The 16132-nt window shown below is 60.8% G+C and carries 11 protein-coding genes; all 11 read left to right on the plus strand.

The genetic code is table 11. The annotated features are described in order from the left end of the window. Positions 1-514: 514 nt before the first annotated feature. The 11 genes from ACA067_RS18805 (at position 515) to ACA067_RS18855 (ending at position 16111) form a co-directional block, all read left to right on the plus strand. Positions 515-1264, plus strand: coding sequence for a hypothetical protein (locus tag ACA067_RS18805; protein ID WP_497457951.1), 750 nt, complete (start codon positions 515-517; stop codon positions 1262-1264). A 70-nt stretch (positions 1265-1334) separates the two neighbouring features. Further along, positions 1335-1868 (plus strand): type VI secretion system contractile sheath small subunit, encoded by a 534-nt coding sequence (gene tssB, locus ACA067_RS18810; RefSeq protein ID WP_497457952.1) that lies wholly within the window; start codon positions 1335-1337, stop codon positions 1866-1868. A 10-nt stretch (positions 1869-1878) separates the two neighbouring features. Then, a complete protein-coding gene (tssC, locus tag ACA067_RS18815) occupies positions 1879-3381 on the plus strand; it encodes a type VI secretion system contractile sheath large subunit (RefSeq protein WP_064677236.1) in 1503 nt (500 codons plus the stop codon). A 25-nt stretch (positions 3382-3406) separates the two neighbouring features. After that, on the plus strand, positions 3407-3889 hold the full coding sequence (gene tssE / locus ACA067_RS18820) for a type VI secretion system baseplate subunit TssE (protein WP_150796305.1): 483 nt from the start codon (positions 3407-3409) through the stop codon (positions 3887-3889). Then, complete coding sequence (gene tssF, locus ACA067_RS18825; protein ID WP_497457953.1) at positions 3889-5721, plus strand: type VI secretion system baseplate subunit TssF; 1833 nt, start codon at positions 3889-3891, stop codon at positions 5719-5721. The genes tssE and tssF overlap by 1 nt, the downstream gene beginning before the upstream one ends. Next, complete coding sequence (gene tssG, locus ACA067_RS18830) at positions 5685-6755, plus strand: type VI secretion system baseplate subunit TssG (RefSeq protein WP_497457954.1); 1071 nt, start codon at positions 5685-5687, stop codon at positions 6753-6755. Before tssF ends, tssG begins: the two co-directional genes overlap by 37 nt. Continuing rightward, complete coding sequence (gene tssH, locus ACA067_RS18835) at positions 6752-9355, plus strand: type VI secretion system ATPase TssH (RefSeq protein ID WP_497457955.1); 2604 nt, start codon at positions 6752-6754, stop codon at positions 9353-9355. Before tssG ends, tssH begins: the two co-directional genes overlap by 4 nt. Before the next feature lie 24 nt (positions 9356-9379). Further along, complete coding sequence (gene tssJ / locus ACA067_RS18840; protein WP_497457956.1) at positions 9380-10150, plus strand: type VI secretion system lipoprotein TssJ; 771 nt, start codon at positions 9380-9382, stop codon at positions 10148-10150. Beyond that, positions 10143-11486 carry a type VI secretion system baseplate subunit TssK gene (gene tssK / locus ACA067_RS18845; RefSeq protein ID WP_497457957.1) on the plus strand — a complete coding sequence of 448 codons (1344 nt, stop codon included), beginning with the start codon at positions 10143-10145 and terminating at the stop codon, positions 11484-11486. Before tssJ ends, tssK begins: the two co-directional genes overlap by 8 nt. Next, positions 11483-12196 carry a type IVB secretion system protein IcmH/DotU gene (icmH, locus tag ACA067_RS18850; protein WP_497457958.1) on the plus strand — a complete coding sequence of 238 codons (714 nt, stop codon included), beginning with the start codon at positions 11483-11485 and terminating at the stop codon, positions 12194-12196. Before tssK ends, icmH begins: the two co-directional genes overlap by 4 nt. Before the next feature lie 30 nt (positions 12197-12226). Next, a complete protein-coding gene (locus ACA067_RS18855) occupies positions 12227-16111 on the plus strand; it encodes a type VI secretion protein IcmF/TssM N-terminal domain-containing protein (RefSeq protein WP_497457959.1) in 3885 nt (1294 codons plus the stop codon). The last annotated feature ends 21 nt before the right edge of the window (positions 16112-16132 follow it).

A 16132-nucleotide genomic window follows, 5' to 3' on the forward strand; every position in this document is an offset into this window, starting at 1 on the left:
CAGCGCCGCAACACATCCAGCGTTTCGTGCACCCTCTGCGTTGTCATTGCTCCCGACATACAAATCGATCCTTACCTGGCTCTTTCTATTTTTCTTTTCCATTCGTTGCCCCGTTTGGTGAACCGGTTCACCTTTTTCAATTTATTTTAAAGTAGCAATTGGATCCATTCCCGCTTGAAACCACTGTATTCACTGGGCTTCGGACCATTCCTACAGTCATTTACTGCAAGTAGTGGCCTGCAGACATCATTGCGACATGTATCAAAAACGAGAAAAAATCCGCTTCTGTGTGAACTTTTCCATACAAAACGTTGCCCTATACGACGCTGGTGGCTATTCGATACCCATATGCCATCACACTACTTCCAATTAATCCTGGGCAGTGCGAATTAGCGATGGAGAAACATCGGCAAAATGCACTGCGCATACAGGTGTTATGCCGAGAAATTCGTTCTTCACGTTCTCCCGTATCTGTTCGGGAGAGCTGGCGTGAAGATTCAAGGACGATGTACCGATGACTCAAACGTTTGATGTTGAAGCACTGATCAGATTGCGCAGCCAGACCCGGGCCATTTCCGATGCGCTCAAGGCGCAGGCTTCGGACTATCTGGCGACCCTGGCAGTGCTGATTCGGCCGCAGACGTTTTTCGGTGAGTACCTGCAAGGCGCGCAACGCAGCAGCGGCCGCGAGACCCAACACCATTTCAAAGAGCTCAAGGAACTCTACGACCGCATCGGTTCGGCCTCCCCGTTCCAGCTGGTCAATGAGCTTGAAGTCCCCCTCAACCTGATCGGTACGACGCCGGAACTGTTCCCGCTGGAGTACGACAAGGTGCTGTCCCAAAGCGGTCAATCCATTCGCATCACCAGCCCTGTGCGCTGGGTGGTGGGCTTCAGTTCGTTCGACCTGGCCCGCTTTCGCACGGTCATCAAGGACCCTAATCGCAGCAGCGCCGAGCTGCACCGCTTTGTCGTGCACTACCTGGTCTTGTTCTACTGCCTGAGCCAATCGCCGGGCGTGGGCCGGGTGCTTGAAGGCCTGCGTTTTCCCCTGAGTTTCGAGCGGCTCAAGGATTTTGGCGACCTGCCCTTTTGTGTCATCGGCTCCCCGGTACGCGCCCAATTGCCTGATGAGGCGGTGATCCGCAGCAGCACCCAGATCGCCGGCAACACCAGCTTCGAAGAGCTGGTAGGCCACGAGAATATTTTGGAAATGAACGATGAGATCCGTCAGCGCCTTCTGCTGACGATCGAAGGAATGTAACGCGCCAGGCCACCAGTTGAGCCGACACGCAAACGACTTGCAGCGAATGTGTTCGCACCAGGAGATCACGATGGCGAAGAAGGAAAGTACCCAGCACAAACTCGACCGCGTTCGCGCGCCTCGGGTCCATATCACCTATGACGTGGATATCGGTGACGCTCAGGAAAAGAAAGAGCTGCCCTTTGTCGTCGGTGTGCTGGGCGATTTCTCCGGCAACCCGCTGGAGCCGCTGCCGAAGCTCAAGGACCGCAAGTTCATCTTCATCGACCGCGACAACTTCAACGGCGTGCTCAAGGGCATCAGGCCGCGCCTGGCTTATCGCGTCGACAACACGCTGGCCAGGAACGGCACGCAGCTGGGTGTGGAGCTCAACTTCAACGCCCTCGAAGACTTCGAACCGCAGAACGTGGTGAAGCAGGTCGAGCCGCTGCGCAAGCTGCTGGAAGTGCGCAACAAGCTGGCGGACCTGCGCAACAAGATGGGCGGCAACGACAAGCTCGAAGAGCTGCTCATGGATGTGTTGCAGAACACTGAAAAGTTGAAAACGCTGGGCAGGGAATTCGGCCGTGAAGCCGCCGTTCCTGCCACCGATGGCAAAGAGTAGGAGCCTGAAGATGAACGACAAGCAAACCGTGACTCAACAGGACAGCGATCTGGTTGAAGTGGAAAACTTCGCCCCGCCCTCCTCGCTGCTCGACAGCATCATTTCCCAAAGCCGCGTGGCCCGCTCCGAGACCGAGCGCACCCGCACCCGCGACCTGATCGGCGAGCTGGTCAGCCAGGTGCTGGAAGGCGAGATGACGCCGAGCAAGGACCTGATTGCCGTGCTCGATGCGCGCATCGCCGAAATCGACGCGATGCTCTCCGAGCAGATGAACGAAATCATGCACGCCCGGGAGTTCCAGCAGCTCGAAGCGTCCTGGCGTGGCCTGAAGTATCAGGTCGACCAGACCGAGACCAGCACCACACTGAAGATTCAGCTGCTCAATGCGTCGAAGAAAGACCTGGTGCGCGACCTCAAGTCGGCCTCCGAATTCGATCAGAGCGCACTGTTCAAGAAGATCTACGAAGAAGAATACGGCACCTTCGGTGGTGCACCGTTCGGCATGTTGCTGGGTGACTACGAGTTCAACCGCAGCCCGGAAGACATGTACCTGCTTGAAGAAATCTCCCATGTCGCTGCCGCGGCCCACGCGCCGTTCATCTCGGCGGCCTCGCCTGAGCTGTTCGGCTGGGATTCGTTTACCGACATGTCCGGCCCGCGAGACCTGGCAAAGATTTTCGACACCGTCGAATACGCCAAGTGGAAGTCGTTCCGTGCCTCTGAAGACTCGCGTTATGTCGGCCTGACGCTGCCCCACGTGCTGGGTCGCCTGCCTTACGGCCCGGATACCACGCCGGTCGAGGAATTCAACTTCGTTGAAAGCGTCGATGGCCGCGATCACAACAAATACCTGTGGATGAACGCCGCCTACGCCTTGGGCACCCGGGTCACCGACGCGTTTTCCCGTTACGGCTGGTGCGTGGCGATTCGCGGAGTCGAAGGTGGCGGTCTGGTCGAAGGCCTGCCGACCCATACCTTCAAGACCGATGACGGCGAAATTGCCCTCAAGTGCCCGACCGAGATCGCCATCACCGACCGCCGTGAAAAAGAGCTGTCGGACCTGGGCTTCATTCCGCTGGTGCACTGCAAGGGCACCGACTACGCCGCCTTCTTCGGCACCCAGTCGACGCAGAAGCAGAAGCACTACAACACCGACATCGCCAATGCCAACGCCCGGTTGTCCGCGCAGCTGCAATACATCTTCGCCACCTCGCGCATCGCGCACTACATGAAAGCGATCATGCGCGACAAGATCGGCAGCTTTGCCTCGCGCAAGGATGTCGAACTGTTCCTCAACAAGTGGTTGTCGAGCTATGTGCTGCTGGACGACACCGCCAGCCAGGAAGCCAAGGCCAAGTTCCCGTTGCGTGAGGCGCGGGCCGAAGTGTTCGAAGTCCCGGGCAAGCCAGGGGTGTACAAGGCCGTGACCTATCTGCGTCCGCACTATCAACTGGACGAACTGACCGCTTCGTTGCGCCTGGTCGCCGAATTGCCGCAATCGACTCGCGGCTGATCAACACCACTGCCAGGGAGGCAACATGAGTAGTCAACACAGGCTGTTGCCATCACTGCTGGATCGATTGCTGGACGATCTTCCCCATCAATCCATGGAAGCGTCATCGCAGCGCTTATGTTCGCTGGCCGATTACAAGGCCAGCATCGTTCGCGACCTCGAGGTACTGGTCAACACGCGCCAGTCGCTGGTCGCCAACGAACTGGAGGGTTTCGTCAATCTGGGCGGAACCATCCTCGACTACGGCATGCCGGACTTCACCAGCCGCAGCGTGCTGGATCCCCAGGACCGCCTGTTGATTCAACGCCAACTGGAAAAGGCGATCACCGTCGGCGACCGGCGGTTTCGCAGCGTCAAAGTCCAACTGCTCGCCCAACAGACCGGCCAACGCATGCTGACCTTCCGCGTGGACGCCGTACTGCGCCTGCAGGACATCACCCGTCAGGTGTCCTTCGACGCGGTGCTGCAGGTCAATACCCAGGAATATAAAGTGCAGAACCTCAACTGATGCTCGACGATCTGCTGCCCTATTACGAAAAGGAACTGTCGCACCTGCGCTTTTTAGGCCAGGAGTTCGCCAGCCAGTACCCGAAGATCGCTTCGCGGTTGCTCATCGAGGGCGATAACTGCGAAGACCCGCATACCGAGCGCTTGATCGAAGCCTTCTCGTTCCTGTCGGCCCGCGTGCACAAAAAACTCGACGATGAATTGCCGGAAATCGTTGAGTCGTTTCTCGAAGTGCTGTACCCGCATTACCTGCGCCCTACCCCGTCGATGTCGATTGTCGAGTTCAACCTGGGCAAGCAGGAAAAAGTCACCGAAGCCTTCCGTGTCGCCCGACACACCGAACTCAGTGCCAACCCGATCGATGGCGTGGTGTGCAAATTCCGCACCTGCTACCCGGTTGAGCTCTGGCCGGTGGCGGTGCATCAAGCGTCGTTCATCGAAATGGAGCGTTCGGCGTTCAACGGTCATAGCGCCGACCTGGTCGCGCGGCTGCGCATCGGCCTGAGGGCAACGTCCGATACGCTGTTCGGCAAGATGGAACTGGACCGCCTGCGCTTTTTCCTCGACGGCGAAAGCACCCTGATGCTGCAGCTCTACGAGTTGCTGTTCAACAACCTGGCCAAGGCGACGGTGAGCTTCGACGATCAGGGCCGCACTCGCGAGGTCGCATTGCCGGCGAACGCGCTGAAAGCCGTCGGTTATGGCCTGGACGAAGGCCTGGTGGATTACTCGGAGCGCTCGTTCCTGGGTTATCGCCTGCTCCACGAATACTTCACCTTTCCGGACAAGTTCATGTTCTTCGACCTGTCGGGGTTTGCGCGGCTGTTGGCGGGCCAGAACCTCGAGAACATCGAGATCAACTTCTACTTTTCGGATTACGACCTGAGTGATCGCCTGGCACGCCTGACGCAGAACATCGGGCGCAATAACTTCAAGCTCAACTGTACGCCGATCATCAACCTGTTCCGCCAGCAGGCCGAACCGATCAAGTTGACCCATGCCCAGCATGAGTACGCGGTGACGCCGGATGTGCGCCTGCAAAGCTCGGCCGAAGTGGTGTCGATCGATCGCGTACGTCGTGTGCGCAAGGTCGGTGGCATCGACCAGGTCGGCACTTGCCACCCGTTTTTCGAACCACGCGGCGATCAAGGCCCCGGCCAAAGCTTCTGGCTTGCCCGGCGTCGCCCCGTGCAGACCCAACAACGCGATGGCTCGAACATGTTCATCCGGGTCGTGGATCGCGAGCTGGAGCTGCTCGATTCCAGCAACGATACGTTGAGCATCCGCCTGACCTGCAGCAACCGCGACCTGCCGTTGATGCTGCCGTTTGGTGGCGAGCGCGGCGATTTCAATATTCCCGGCAACTCGGTGATCAACGACATCCGCTGCTTGCGCAAACCCACCGCAACGGCCCGCGTGCCCTTGGGCAACGGGGTGATCTGGCGCCTGATCTCGCACCTCTCGCTCAACCATATGTCGCTGGTGTCCCAGGGGCGAGAAGTGCTGCTGGAGCTGCTGTCGCTCTACAACTACCGCAATGTGTCGGCGATCCGCAAGCAGATCAACGGCATCGTTTCGGTGAGCAGCGAACCGGTGGTGGCGCGTATCGGTCACCCGCGTCCGAACTTTGTGCGCGGGGTCGGCATCACCCTGAATTTCGATGAAAGCCAGTACACCGGCAGCGGTGTGTTTTTGTTCGGCATGGTGCTGGACCACTTCTTTGGCCAGTACTGCAGCATGAACAGTTTTACCCAATTAACCCTTCGCACCTTGCAGCGCGAAAAGAGAGTCGTCCAATGGCCACCACGAACCGGCGATCAACCCCTGGTCTGATCGACCAGGCACGGGCTGAGCCGCACCGATTCGAGTTTTTCCAATTGGTACGCTTGCTCCGCCTGCATTACAGCAGAACCGGGCGCATGGACCTGGACACTCGACCGCACGAAGACCCTTTGCGTTTTCGTTCGCAGCTGTCGCTCAACTTCCCTGCCAGTGAAGTCAGCGATCTGCAGTTCGAGCGTGAGGGCAAGGTGTCCGCGGCCGGCCGGCCGCTGTCCGAAGTGCAGGTCACGTTCATGGGCCTGGTCGGACCCTCGGGTGTGTTGCCGCGCCCGTACACCGAGTTGTTGATCGAGCGGCACATCCAGTACCGGGATGACGCGGCCCATGCGTTCCTCGATATTTTCTCGCACCGCATGACCACGCTGTTTTACGAGGCCTGGCAGAAATACAAGTTCTACATCGAGTACGAACGCAACGGCACCTCGGATTTCGACCGCTACCTGCTCAACCTGGTGGGCTTCGGGCCCGAGGCGCAGAAGCAGAAGTTCGACAGACAAGGCTCACCGCTGCGGCGCGAATTGTTCAGCTATTTTTCCGGCCTGTTCGCCCAGAAGCCACGCAACGCGATGAACCTCGAAGCGATGCTGAGTTTCTATTTTTCGCTGCCGTTCAAGGTCAAGCCGTTTGCCGGCCGCTGGCTGAAACTCGATGCCGGCCAATGCACGCAATTGGGCCGCAAGAACGCCGTACTCGGGCAAAGCGCCGTGGCCGGCAACCGGGTCTGGGACTATCAATCCTGCGTGCGTATCGAGATGGGCCCGCTGGACCTGGTCGACTATCAACGCTTCCAGCCCGGCACCGCGGACTACCAGAAACTGGTGGAACTGGTGCGCTTCTACGTCGGCGCCGAACTCGACTTCCAGTTGGCGCCCAGGCTCAAACCCGAAGCCGTACCCGTGGCCCGTCTCGGGCGCCAGGGCAACGTGTCACTGGGCTGGCTCGGTTGGCTCAAACGCCCTGGCGTCGACGTGGAACCGTCCCGTTGCGCCCTCTTCCACATTCCATTCGATGGGGTCTCCCTGTGAACCTGAAGTCCCTGTTTGCCAAGTTGAACGACACCAGCCGCAGCGCCACCGAAAGTGCCGCGGCGCTGTGCCTGTCGGAGCAGCACTACGATGTCGAGATCGAACACCTGCTGCTGCAATTGCTGGACAGCCACGACAACGACCTGCCGGCCATCCTGCGTCACTACGACGTAGTGCCCGAGCGCCTGCAGGCGCAGTTGCTGACGGCGCTGGGCACGTTCAAGAAAGGCAATACCCGAACCCCGGCGCTGTCGCCGCACATCACGCGCATGATCGAGCAGGCTTGGGTGCTGGCCTCCATTGAGTTCGGTCAAGGGCAGATTCGCACGGGTTATCTGTTGCAGGCGTTGCTGGATGACAACGAGCTGCGCCGGGTGGTGATCGCCTGCGCCCCCGAGCTGGAAAAAATCAACGCCGATGACCTGCGGGTCAACCTCGGCGCGCTGGTCGAAGGCAGCGCTGAGTCGCAACAGGTCAAACCCCTGGCCGGTGCGGACGTTACCCCCCGCGGCACGGTAAAAGGCAACGGCAAGACCCCGGCCCTGGATCAATACACCATCAACCTGACGCAAAGCGCTCGCGAAGGCCGGATCGATCCAGTGCTCGGCCGAGAGTTCGAGGTACGGCAGATGGTCGACATCCTGACCCGCCGCCGCCAGAACAACCCGATCCTGACCGGTGAAGCCGGCGTGGGTAAAACCGCCGTGGTCGAAGGCCTGGCCCTGCGCATCATTCAAGGTGACGTGCCGTCGGTGCTTAAAGACGTGGCCATCCACACCCTGGACCTGGGCTTGCTCCAGGCCGGTGCAGGGGTCAAGGGCGAGTTCGAAAACCGCCTCAAGTCGGTCATCGAGGAAACCAAACGCAGCCTGCATCCGATCATTCTGTTCATCGACGAAGCGCACACTTTGATCGGTTCGGGTGGCCAGGCCGGGCAGAACGATGCCGCCAACCTGCTCAAACCGGCCCTGGCCCGGGGTGAACTGCGCACCATCGCCGCGACCACCTGGGCCGAGTACAAGAAGTACTTCGAGAAAGACGCCGCACTGGCGCGGCGCTTCCAGGTGGTGAAGGTCGAGGAGCCGGACGAAGACAAGGCGATCCACATGCTGCGCGGCCTGCTGGGCAAAATGCAGGATCACCACAAAGTCACGGTGATGGACGAAGCGCTGGTGCAGGCCGTGCGTCTGTCCAGTCGCTACATCACCGGGCGCCAGCTGCCGGACAAGGCCGTCAGCGTGCTGGACACCGCCTGCGCGCGGGTCGCCCTGGGTCAATCGGCGCAGCCGGGGCCGTTGGAAGACTGCAAGCGGCAGATCGACAACCTTCAGGCCGAAATCGCGGTACTCCAGCAGGAAGCCGCTAAAGGCAGCGACCATAGCCGTCGCCTGGCGACCCTCGACACCGAACTGCAGGCCGGGCAGCAAACCCGCGACACCCTGCAGCAGCAGTGGCAGCGTGAGCTGGAACTGGTGGCAAAACTCGGCGCGCTCAGCCACCCGGACAACCAGGCGCCCGATGTTCGCGAGATCGCCGCCGTACGCGCCGAACTGGCCAGCGTCCAGGGCGAACAACCGCTGGTGCACGCCCTGGTGGATGGCGGCACCATCGGCGAAGTGATCTCCGGCTGGACTGGCATCCCGCTGGGCAAGATGCTGCGCGACGAGATCGACACCGTCCAGCGCCTGCCCGCGCTGCTGGGCGAACGGGTGCTGGGACAGGACCACGCACTGCAGGAAATCGGCAAGCGCATCAAGGTGTCCCGCGCGCGCATGGAAGACCCGAACAAACCGATCGGGGTGTTCCTGTTGCTCGGCCCCAGCGGCGTCGGCAAGACCGAAACTGCCCTGGCCCTGGCCGACACCCTGTATGGCGGCGAGCGTAACCTGATCACCATCAATATGTCCGAGTACCAGGAAGCCCACACGGTATCGAGCCTCAAGGGTTCGCCACCGGGCTACGTCGGCTACGGCGAAGGCGGTGTGCTGACCGAAGCCGTGCGGCGCAAACCCTACAGCGTGGTGCTGCTGGATGAAGTGGAAAAAGCCCACCCGGACGTGCTCGAACTGTTCTTCCAGGTCTTTGACAAAGGCGTGCTGGATGACGGTGAAGGCCGGGAGATCAACTTCCGCAATACCGTGATCATCCTCACGTCCAACACCGGTACCGAGCACATCATGCAGGCGTGCCTGAATGCCGGGCAGCAGCCAACGCCCGATGAGATCGTCGAAGGCTTGCGCGATGAGTTGAACCAGGTGTTCAAGCCGGCCTTCCTCGGCCGCCTGACCGTCGTCCCCTACTACCCGGTCAAGGACGCCATTCTGGAGCGCATCGTCGCGCTCAAACTCGAACGCATCCGCCAGCGCTTCGAGCGCAACCATCAAGCCGTTCTCAGCTACGACGACGCGCTGGTCAAGGCCATTGCCGCGCGCTGCACCGAAGTCGACAGCGGCGCGCGCAACATCGACAACATTTTGTCCAAGACCCTGATGCCGGAACTTGCCCAGCAGGTCCTGGAGCGAATGGCGCAGGACAAACCGATCCAGAGTTTGAACATCGAGATGGACAGCGACGGCGATTTCGCCTGTCGCCTGAGCTGATCGAGCACTTACAGGTAAACCGTCATGGATAACAGACAGACAGGGACGCGTGCAGCGCAGCCAGCATTGGCAAAGTGCCTGATCGCGGTGGCAATGATGATGGCGCTGACCGCCTGTGGCGTCACCGACCGGATCGGCAAGCGGGTCGATGACACCTGGGCCGGCGACATGCTGTTCGACGATAACGAGAAGGTCATCCTGACCTCCGACGGCGGCAATCAGCTCAATCCCGACGAGTCCGGCAAACCGCTGTCCGTGGTGATTCGCGTGTACCAGTTGACGTCGCTGGAGCGCTTTTCATCGATCGATGCCGACTCGCTGTGGGACGACCCGCAGAAAGCCCTGGGCAATACGCTGATTGAAAACCGCGAAATCACCTTGCTGCCGGGCATGGGCCAAGTCGACACCTGGCCTTTGAATAAAGCCGCGGGTTATGTCGGCGTCGCCGCTTTTTTCCGCTCGGACGAAAACAGCCGCTGGAAGGTCGCGTTTGACGCCAACTCGTTGCGCAAGGATGGCATCTGGTTTTCCTCCGACGGCCTGCGGGTGCTGGTGGACAACAACACGGTCGCGGCCATGGGTGGCGTCGATGTATTGAACAAACCCAGGACCGAAGCGCAGCTTGCCCAAGTGTCTGCCCTGCCCGACCAGCCGGCCGGCTCGCCACCCCAAAGCAGTCTGACCCAGCGCGTCCAGGACGCGGTCGTGCAGCAGGCCGAAGACACGGCCACCAGCTCCGCGCAAAAGGCGACGGAGTCGAAATTAAACTCTTTATTGGAAGGCGTTCATGAGTAAGCAAAGCCGGGTGATGTGGTCGGAAGGCATGTTCCTTTTGCCACAACATTTCCAATACCAGGATGAGTTCCACCAGCATCAGCTGGCGGAATCGACGCTGCGCAGCACGCCCTTCCATTGGGGCGTGCAGATGCTGCAGGTCGATGAAGAAGCCCTCGCCACCGGCTCCTTGCAGCTCAAACGGCTCAAACTGGTGTTTCCCGACGGCAGCCTGTTCGACGCACCGCAGCACGATCCGCTGCCAGCGGCCCGTGATTTGAAAGACTTGCTCAAGGGTAACGACCTGAAGGTCTACGCCGCACTGAAACTGCCTGAGCCCTTCGGCATGAATTACGTCGAAGACGGCCAGGAACAAACAAGCGCACGACGTTTTCGCAAGCAGTTCGATACCTTGCCGGACCTGAACGAAGGCGACCTCGAGAACGAAATCACCAGCCTGCGCCTGAACGTGGTGATGCTGATCGACGGCGACAACCTGGATGGCTACAGCTGGTGCCCGATCGCCCGGCTGTCGCGCAATAACATCGGCGGTTTCAACCTCGACGCGCACTTCGTGCACCCGACCCTGCATGTCGGCACCCACGAAACCCTGACCGGGCTTGGCAAACGCTTGCTCGGTGCCTTGCAATCCAAGAGCAAGGCACTGTCGGGCCGTCGTCGCGAACGCGCGGACCAGATTGCCGAGTTCGGCTCCAGCGACGTGACCCTGTTCTGGCTGCTGAACACGGTGAACCGGGCGCACCCGGGCCTGGCGCACCTGCTCGCCCACCCGCGCCTGCACCCCGAGCGCCTGTATGTGTTTCTCGCGGAGCTCGCGGGTGGCTTGCTGACGTTTTCGCTGGACACCCAGCTCAACGACATTCCCGAGTATGACCATCACGACCCGGCGGCCTCGCTGGTCAAGCTTGATGAAATGATCCGGGTGCTGCTCGACAACGTGGTGCCGAACCAGTGCGTCGTGATCAACCTGACCCAGACCAAGCCGTCGTACTGGCAGGGACAGTTGCTCGACCCGCGCCTGGCCGAGGCGGATTTCTATATTTCGGTGCACGCCGACATGCCGGGTTCCAGCCTGCTGGAACTGGTGCCGCGCGCGTTCAAGGTCGGTTCGCCCGAAGACATTGAAGTGGTGGTCAACAGCGCCATGCCCGGGGTCACGCTCAATCACGCGAGCCGCTTGCCCAACGCGATTCCGGTGCGCCTGGACAATCACTACTTCTCCATCGAGCCCCATGGCCGGGTGTACGAACGAATGATGAGTGCCCAGGCCATCTCGTTCTACGCGCCCAGCGCCTTTACCAATCTCAAGCTTGAACTGATGGCGGTACTCAAATGACTGAAGCCGTAATGCAAGGCGCCGTGGCGACCGCCAGCGAAAAACCGCTGTTGAAAGACCTGGTGCAAGACTTCATCAGCATGGCGCTGATCGTGCGCAAGGGCCGGCAAGTGACCTCGGTCACCGCCTTCGAGGCGAGCATCGATGCCTTCTTTTCGACCCTGGAACGCGAAGCCCGCAGCGCCAACTACAGCGTCGAACAAGTGAAAGACACGCAATACGCCCTGTGTGCGTTCCTCGACGAAAGCGTGTTGCGCTCCGGGGAAAACGATCTGCGTCGCCACTTCGAACTGCAGCCGTTGCAGTTCCGCTATTTCGGCGTGCACCTGGCCGGCGAAGGCTTCTTCGAGAAAATCGATTCGTTGCGCAGCGACGTCAAGCAGAACCTGGATGTGCTCGAGGTGTACCACCTGTGCCTGGCGCTGGGTTTCGAAGGCAAGTTCAGCCTGGGCCAGAAAGACCAGTTGCGCTACCTGGCCAACACCCTGGGCCAGGACATCGCGCGTTACCGCAGGACGCCCAAGGCGCTCTCGCCTGACTGGGCCTTGCCCGACCAGGTGTCGCAGATGCTGCGCCATGAAGTGCCCGTCTGGCTTTACCTGGCGCTGATTGCGCTGGTCTGCGTGGGTGTTTACCTGACGCTGGACTGGCTGTTGGCCAAGGACGTCGCCGCGTTGTCCGAACAAATCAGCCAGCTGTTCAGTGCCTGAGCACAGGTCAGGTAATCGAGTCAGGAAGACATGAAGACATTATTGCGTTTGTTGAAAAGTTTTTGGTTCGTCATCCCCGTGTTGTGGCTGGCGAGTCTGCTGCTGTGCTGGTTCGTGGTACCGCACGTCAGCTGGTTGCAGGGCTATCGACTTGAGGCGATGGCGATCATCAGCGCCTTCTACCTGTTGATCGTCGTGCTGCGTCAGTACAAGCGCATCCGCGCGGAACACAACCTTGAGAACCTGGTGCAGATCGAGGTCGATCGATCGCTCAAGTCCACCGGTGAGTTCCGTGACCAGCAAGTGCTGCGCGAACGCCTCAAGCACGCCATCGCCATGCTGCGTACCGATCGCTCGGCCGGTGGCGGCGGCTCGTCGGCGCTGTATGACCTGCCGTGGTACCTGGTCATCGGCATGTCCGGCGCCGGCAAGACCTCGTTGCTGACCCGTTCCGGCCTGTCCGCGAGTATCGCCAACAGTGCCAATGACACCCAGAGCGGCACGCAGCATTGCGACTGGTACTTCAGCCCCGAGGCCGTGATGATCGACACGGCCGGTCGTTACCTGCGCGACGATCAGTCCGCCAGCGAATTCGCCGCGTTCCTGCGGATGCTGAAAAAGCAACGCAACAAGGCGGCAGTCAACGGCCTGGTGCTGGTGGTCAGCCTGCCCGAGTTGCTGGCGGCCAGCGCTGCCGAGCGCAACGAACTCGCGGCGCAACTGGTGTCGCGCATCGAGGAGTACACCGACTGCCTGGACGCCAACCCGCCGATCTACCTGATGTTGAGCAAGACCGACCAATTGCCGGGCTTCAGCCAGGCATTCGAAGGCCTGGACCTGAACGAACGCCAGCAACCGCTGGGCATGACCTTCGGTCTCTCTGAAATCCGCAACCTGGGTCTGCGCCCGGTGCTGGATGCCAAGCTGGCCAACCTGCACAGTCATATTCGCCGGCATGTCGACGCGCAGATGATTGCGTTGGGGGCGGATGCCAACAGCGCGCTGCTGAATTTCCCTAACTATTTTTCCGAACTGTCGGTGGTGCTGGAGCAGTTTCTCCAGCACTTCGCCCACACCGGGCAGGCGGGCACGCAACTGTTGTTGCGCGGCCTGTATTTCACCAGCGCCCTGCAGACCGATCAGCAACTGAGCCAGGTCTATGAAGATGACCTCGCCGAGTCGTTTGCCCTGCAGCCGCAACCCGAGCACGACCAGCACACACAAAGCAGCGGCCAGACAATCAGCGATCGCAGCTATTTCATTACCGACACCTTCCGCCGGGTGATTTTCCCAGACCGCGACCTGACGCTCTATCAGTCGCGTTTCGGCCAGAACAAATCCTTCAGCCCTGCCCTGCTGGGTGTGGCGGTGCTGGCCGGGCTGGTGTTCATTGGCTGGGAAACCCTGTCATTCCAGAATAACCGTCAGTGGCTGGCCTCGTTGCGCGAGCAACTGACCGCGCTGCAGCAATCACCGGACCGCGCCCAGTTGCTCGCCTCGGGCCAGGGCCTGGAATTGCTGCGCGATCAACTCGCCGCCATCGAGAAGTACCGTGCCAAAGGCGTGCCGCTGCAACTCGGCGCTGGCCTTTATCGCGGTGACGACATCTACCTTGTCGCCCAGAATGCCTATTTGCAGCAACTGCGCACCCAGGCGCTGGAACCGGTGACCCTGCAACTGCAATTGCAGATGCGCGCGTTCAACGAGTTCGCCAAAACCATGGACCCGCAGAACAACTTTGCGCCTGCGTCCGCCAAGGCCGGTAACCCCTCCGCAAAGGCCCGTGCGCAAGGGCTGAAATTGCCGACCCGCTTGAGCAGCGTTCCCCGCAGCACGGGTGATGTCACAAACCGTTTGAGCGGTGCCGCCAAGGGTGCCGCCAGCAATGTTCGCGCAGAGGCCATGACCGCGCTGCGCAATCCGGCCACCGCGAGCGACGCCGCCGATCTGTCGGCGACCACCGGTGGGCTTTCGTTGTCCGAGGAAATGCTGGGCCGGCTGGATGAGCGCCAGGTCGAGTCCATCATCGAGTCCTATAACGCGCTGAAGCTCTACCTGATGCTGACCCAACCCGATGCGCATCCCGAGCCGGAATTCGTGGCGGCTGCGTTGCCGGTGGCCTGGGCCAATACCGCCAGTGCGGACAATCCGGTCAGCGCTGCGGTTATCCAGGACAACGCGCCGGTCTACGTGCAACTGCTCAAGAATGGCCAGGCGCCGTCCTTGCCACGCAACGAGCAATTGATCAGCGAAACCCGCAACAGCTTGAAGTCGTTCATGATTTCCAGCTCCCTGGTGGATCGCGAATATCTGCGCCTGCAACTGGAATCCAGCCGTCAGTTCCCGGCCCTGGGCCTGAGCGACCTGGTGCCTTTGCCGGGGCGTCAGCTGTTGTACGGCACGGAAGCGGTGCCGGCAATTTTCACCCGTCAGGGCTGGGAACAGTTCGTCAAGCCGGAGCTGATCAAGCTGGTGTCGGGCAACCTGCACAACGAATCGGACTGGGTGCTCGATGGTGAAGGCGGCGACAGCCTGGTGCAGAAAGCCAACTTCATCCGTGAGTTCATGACCCGTTACAAGCGCGACTACAGCCAGGCCTGGTATGGCTTCATCGACAGTGTGGGCGTGCGCCATTTCACCGACATGGCCAACGCGACAAAACAACTGTCGCTGCTCAGCGACGTGCAGAACTCACCGGTAAAAAACCTGCTGGCGGCGGTCAACGACAACACCCAATGGGATGTGCCCGCACCCCGGGAAACACAGCAAGCGGGCATCAAGCGCGATGACGGTTTCTGGGGCAAGGTCACCGGCCTCTTCGATGGCCAGGACACCTCGCCGAACGCGCTGATTTCGCCGTTGCCCGCCGTGGATGACGGCAGCCTGGCCAAGCGCTTCGAACCGGTGTCGCGGGTGTTCGCGGTGCAGAACGCCGAAGGCGCCGACAGCACCATCATGGATCGCTACCTGGCGGCCTTGCGCAAACTCAAGGTGCGGATGAACAACATCCAGCGCTCGCAAGACGTCGGCAAAAGCAGCAAGCAACTGATCAGCGAGACCCTGGAAGGCCAACCGAGCGAAGTCACCAGCGTGCGCAATTACGTCGAGACCACCGTCGACACCAGCCAGGGCGGCCTGTCGACCTCGCTGCAAGGCCTGTTCAGTCTGCCGATCCAGTTTGCCTGGGAAACCCTGCGCGATCCGGCCGGCGAGCAGATCGCCAAGGCCTGGGCGCAACAGATCGCCAAGCCTTGGGAACAAGTCATGGCGCACCGTTACCCGATCGCGGCGGGCAGTCGCAACGAAGCTTCGGTCAAGGATCTGCAGCGTTTCGTCGACCCGGAGTCCGGTCTGCTGCCGAACTTCAAGCGCAACGAAATCGGCAACCTGTCCGGTGGCGAAGGCCTCGGCATGAGCAGCGCCAGCAAGGCAACGCCACTGGTCAACCCGAACATGGTCAACAGCATCGACAAGGCCAGCTCCCTGGGCCAGGTGATCGCCAGCCTGTCGGACCGGGAAAACGGCTTCGAGATCATGCTCGAGCCTTCGGCTTACTTCACCGACATCATCTTCACCCTCGATGGCCAGGTGCAGCATTACCGTAACGGCAAGACCAGCTGGAGCCGTTTCTCCTGGCCGGGCACCACCACCGCACCCGGTGCCCGCATGGACGTGGTCACCCTGACCGGCGAGCGCATCACGGTGTTCGATTACCCCGGCCGCTGGGGCCTGCTGCGCATGAATGACAGCGCGCGGGTCAGCGACCTGGACGGTATCCAGCAACGCTTCAGCTGGAACACCGCCAGTGGCCCGGTCAGCCTCGCCGTGCGCAACTATGGCGGCGTCAAGCTGACCGACCTGGCCAACGTCAAGGCCCTGAGTGCACTCAACGCGACAGGCGGACGGCCACAGTGAACATGCTCGTGCTGAATCAGG

This window comes from Pseudomonas sp. LBUM1674 (genome assembly GCF_059695635.1).

Bases quoted from the DNA above. Each gene is read 5' to 3' on its own strand.
- tssF (WP_497457953.1), top strand. From the start codon at position 3,889: ATGCTCGACGATCTGCTGCCCTATTACGAAAAGGAACTGTCGCACCTG.
- ACA067_RS18805 (WP_497457951.1), top strand. From the start codon at position 515: ATGACTCAAACGTTTGATGTTGAAGCACTGATCAGATTGCGCAGCCAG.
- tssK (WP_497457957.1), top strand. From the start codon at position 10,143: ATGAGTAAGCAAAGCCGGGTGATGTGGTCGGAAGGCATGTTCCTTTTG.
- ACA067_RS18855 (WP_497457959.1), top strand. From the start codon at position 12,227: ATGAAGACATTATTGCGTTTGTTGAAAAGTTTTTGGTTCGTCATCCCC.
- tssG (WP_497457954.1), top strand. From the start codon at position 5,685: ATGGCCACCACGAACCGGCGATCAACCCCTGGTCTGATCGACCAGGCA.
- tssB (WP_497457952.1), top strand. From the start codon at position 1,335: ATGGCGAAGAAGGAAAGTACCCAGCACAAACTCGACCGCGTTCGCGCG.
- icmH (WP_497457958.1), top strand. From the start codon at position 11,483: ATGACTGAAGCCGTAATGCAAGGCGCCGTGGCGACCGCCAGCGAAAAA.
- tssE (WP_150796305.1), top strand. From the start codon at position 3,407: ATGAGTAGTCAACACAGGCTGTTGCCATCACTGCTGGATCGATTGCTG.
- tssJ (WP_497457956.1), top strand. From the start codon at position 9,380: ATGGATAACAGACAGACAGGGACGCGTGCAGCGCAGCCAGCATTGGCA.
- tssC (WP_064677236.1), top strand. From the start codon at position 1,879: ATGAACGACAAGCAAACCGTGACTCAACAGGACAGCGATCTGGTTGAA.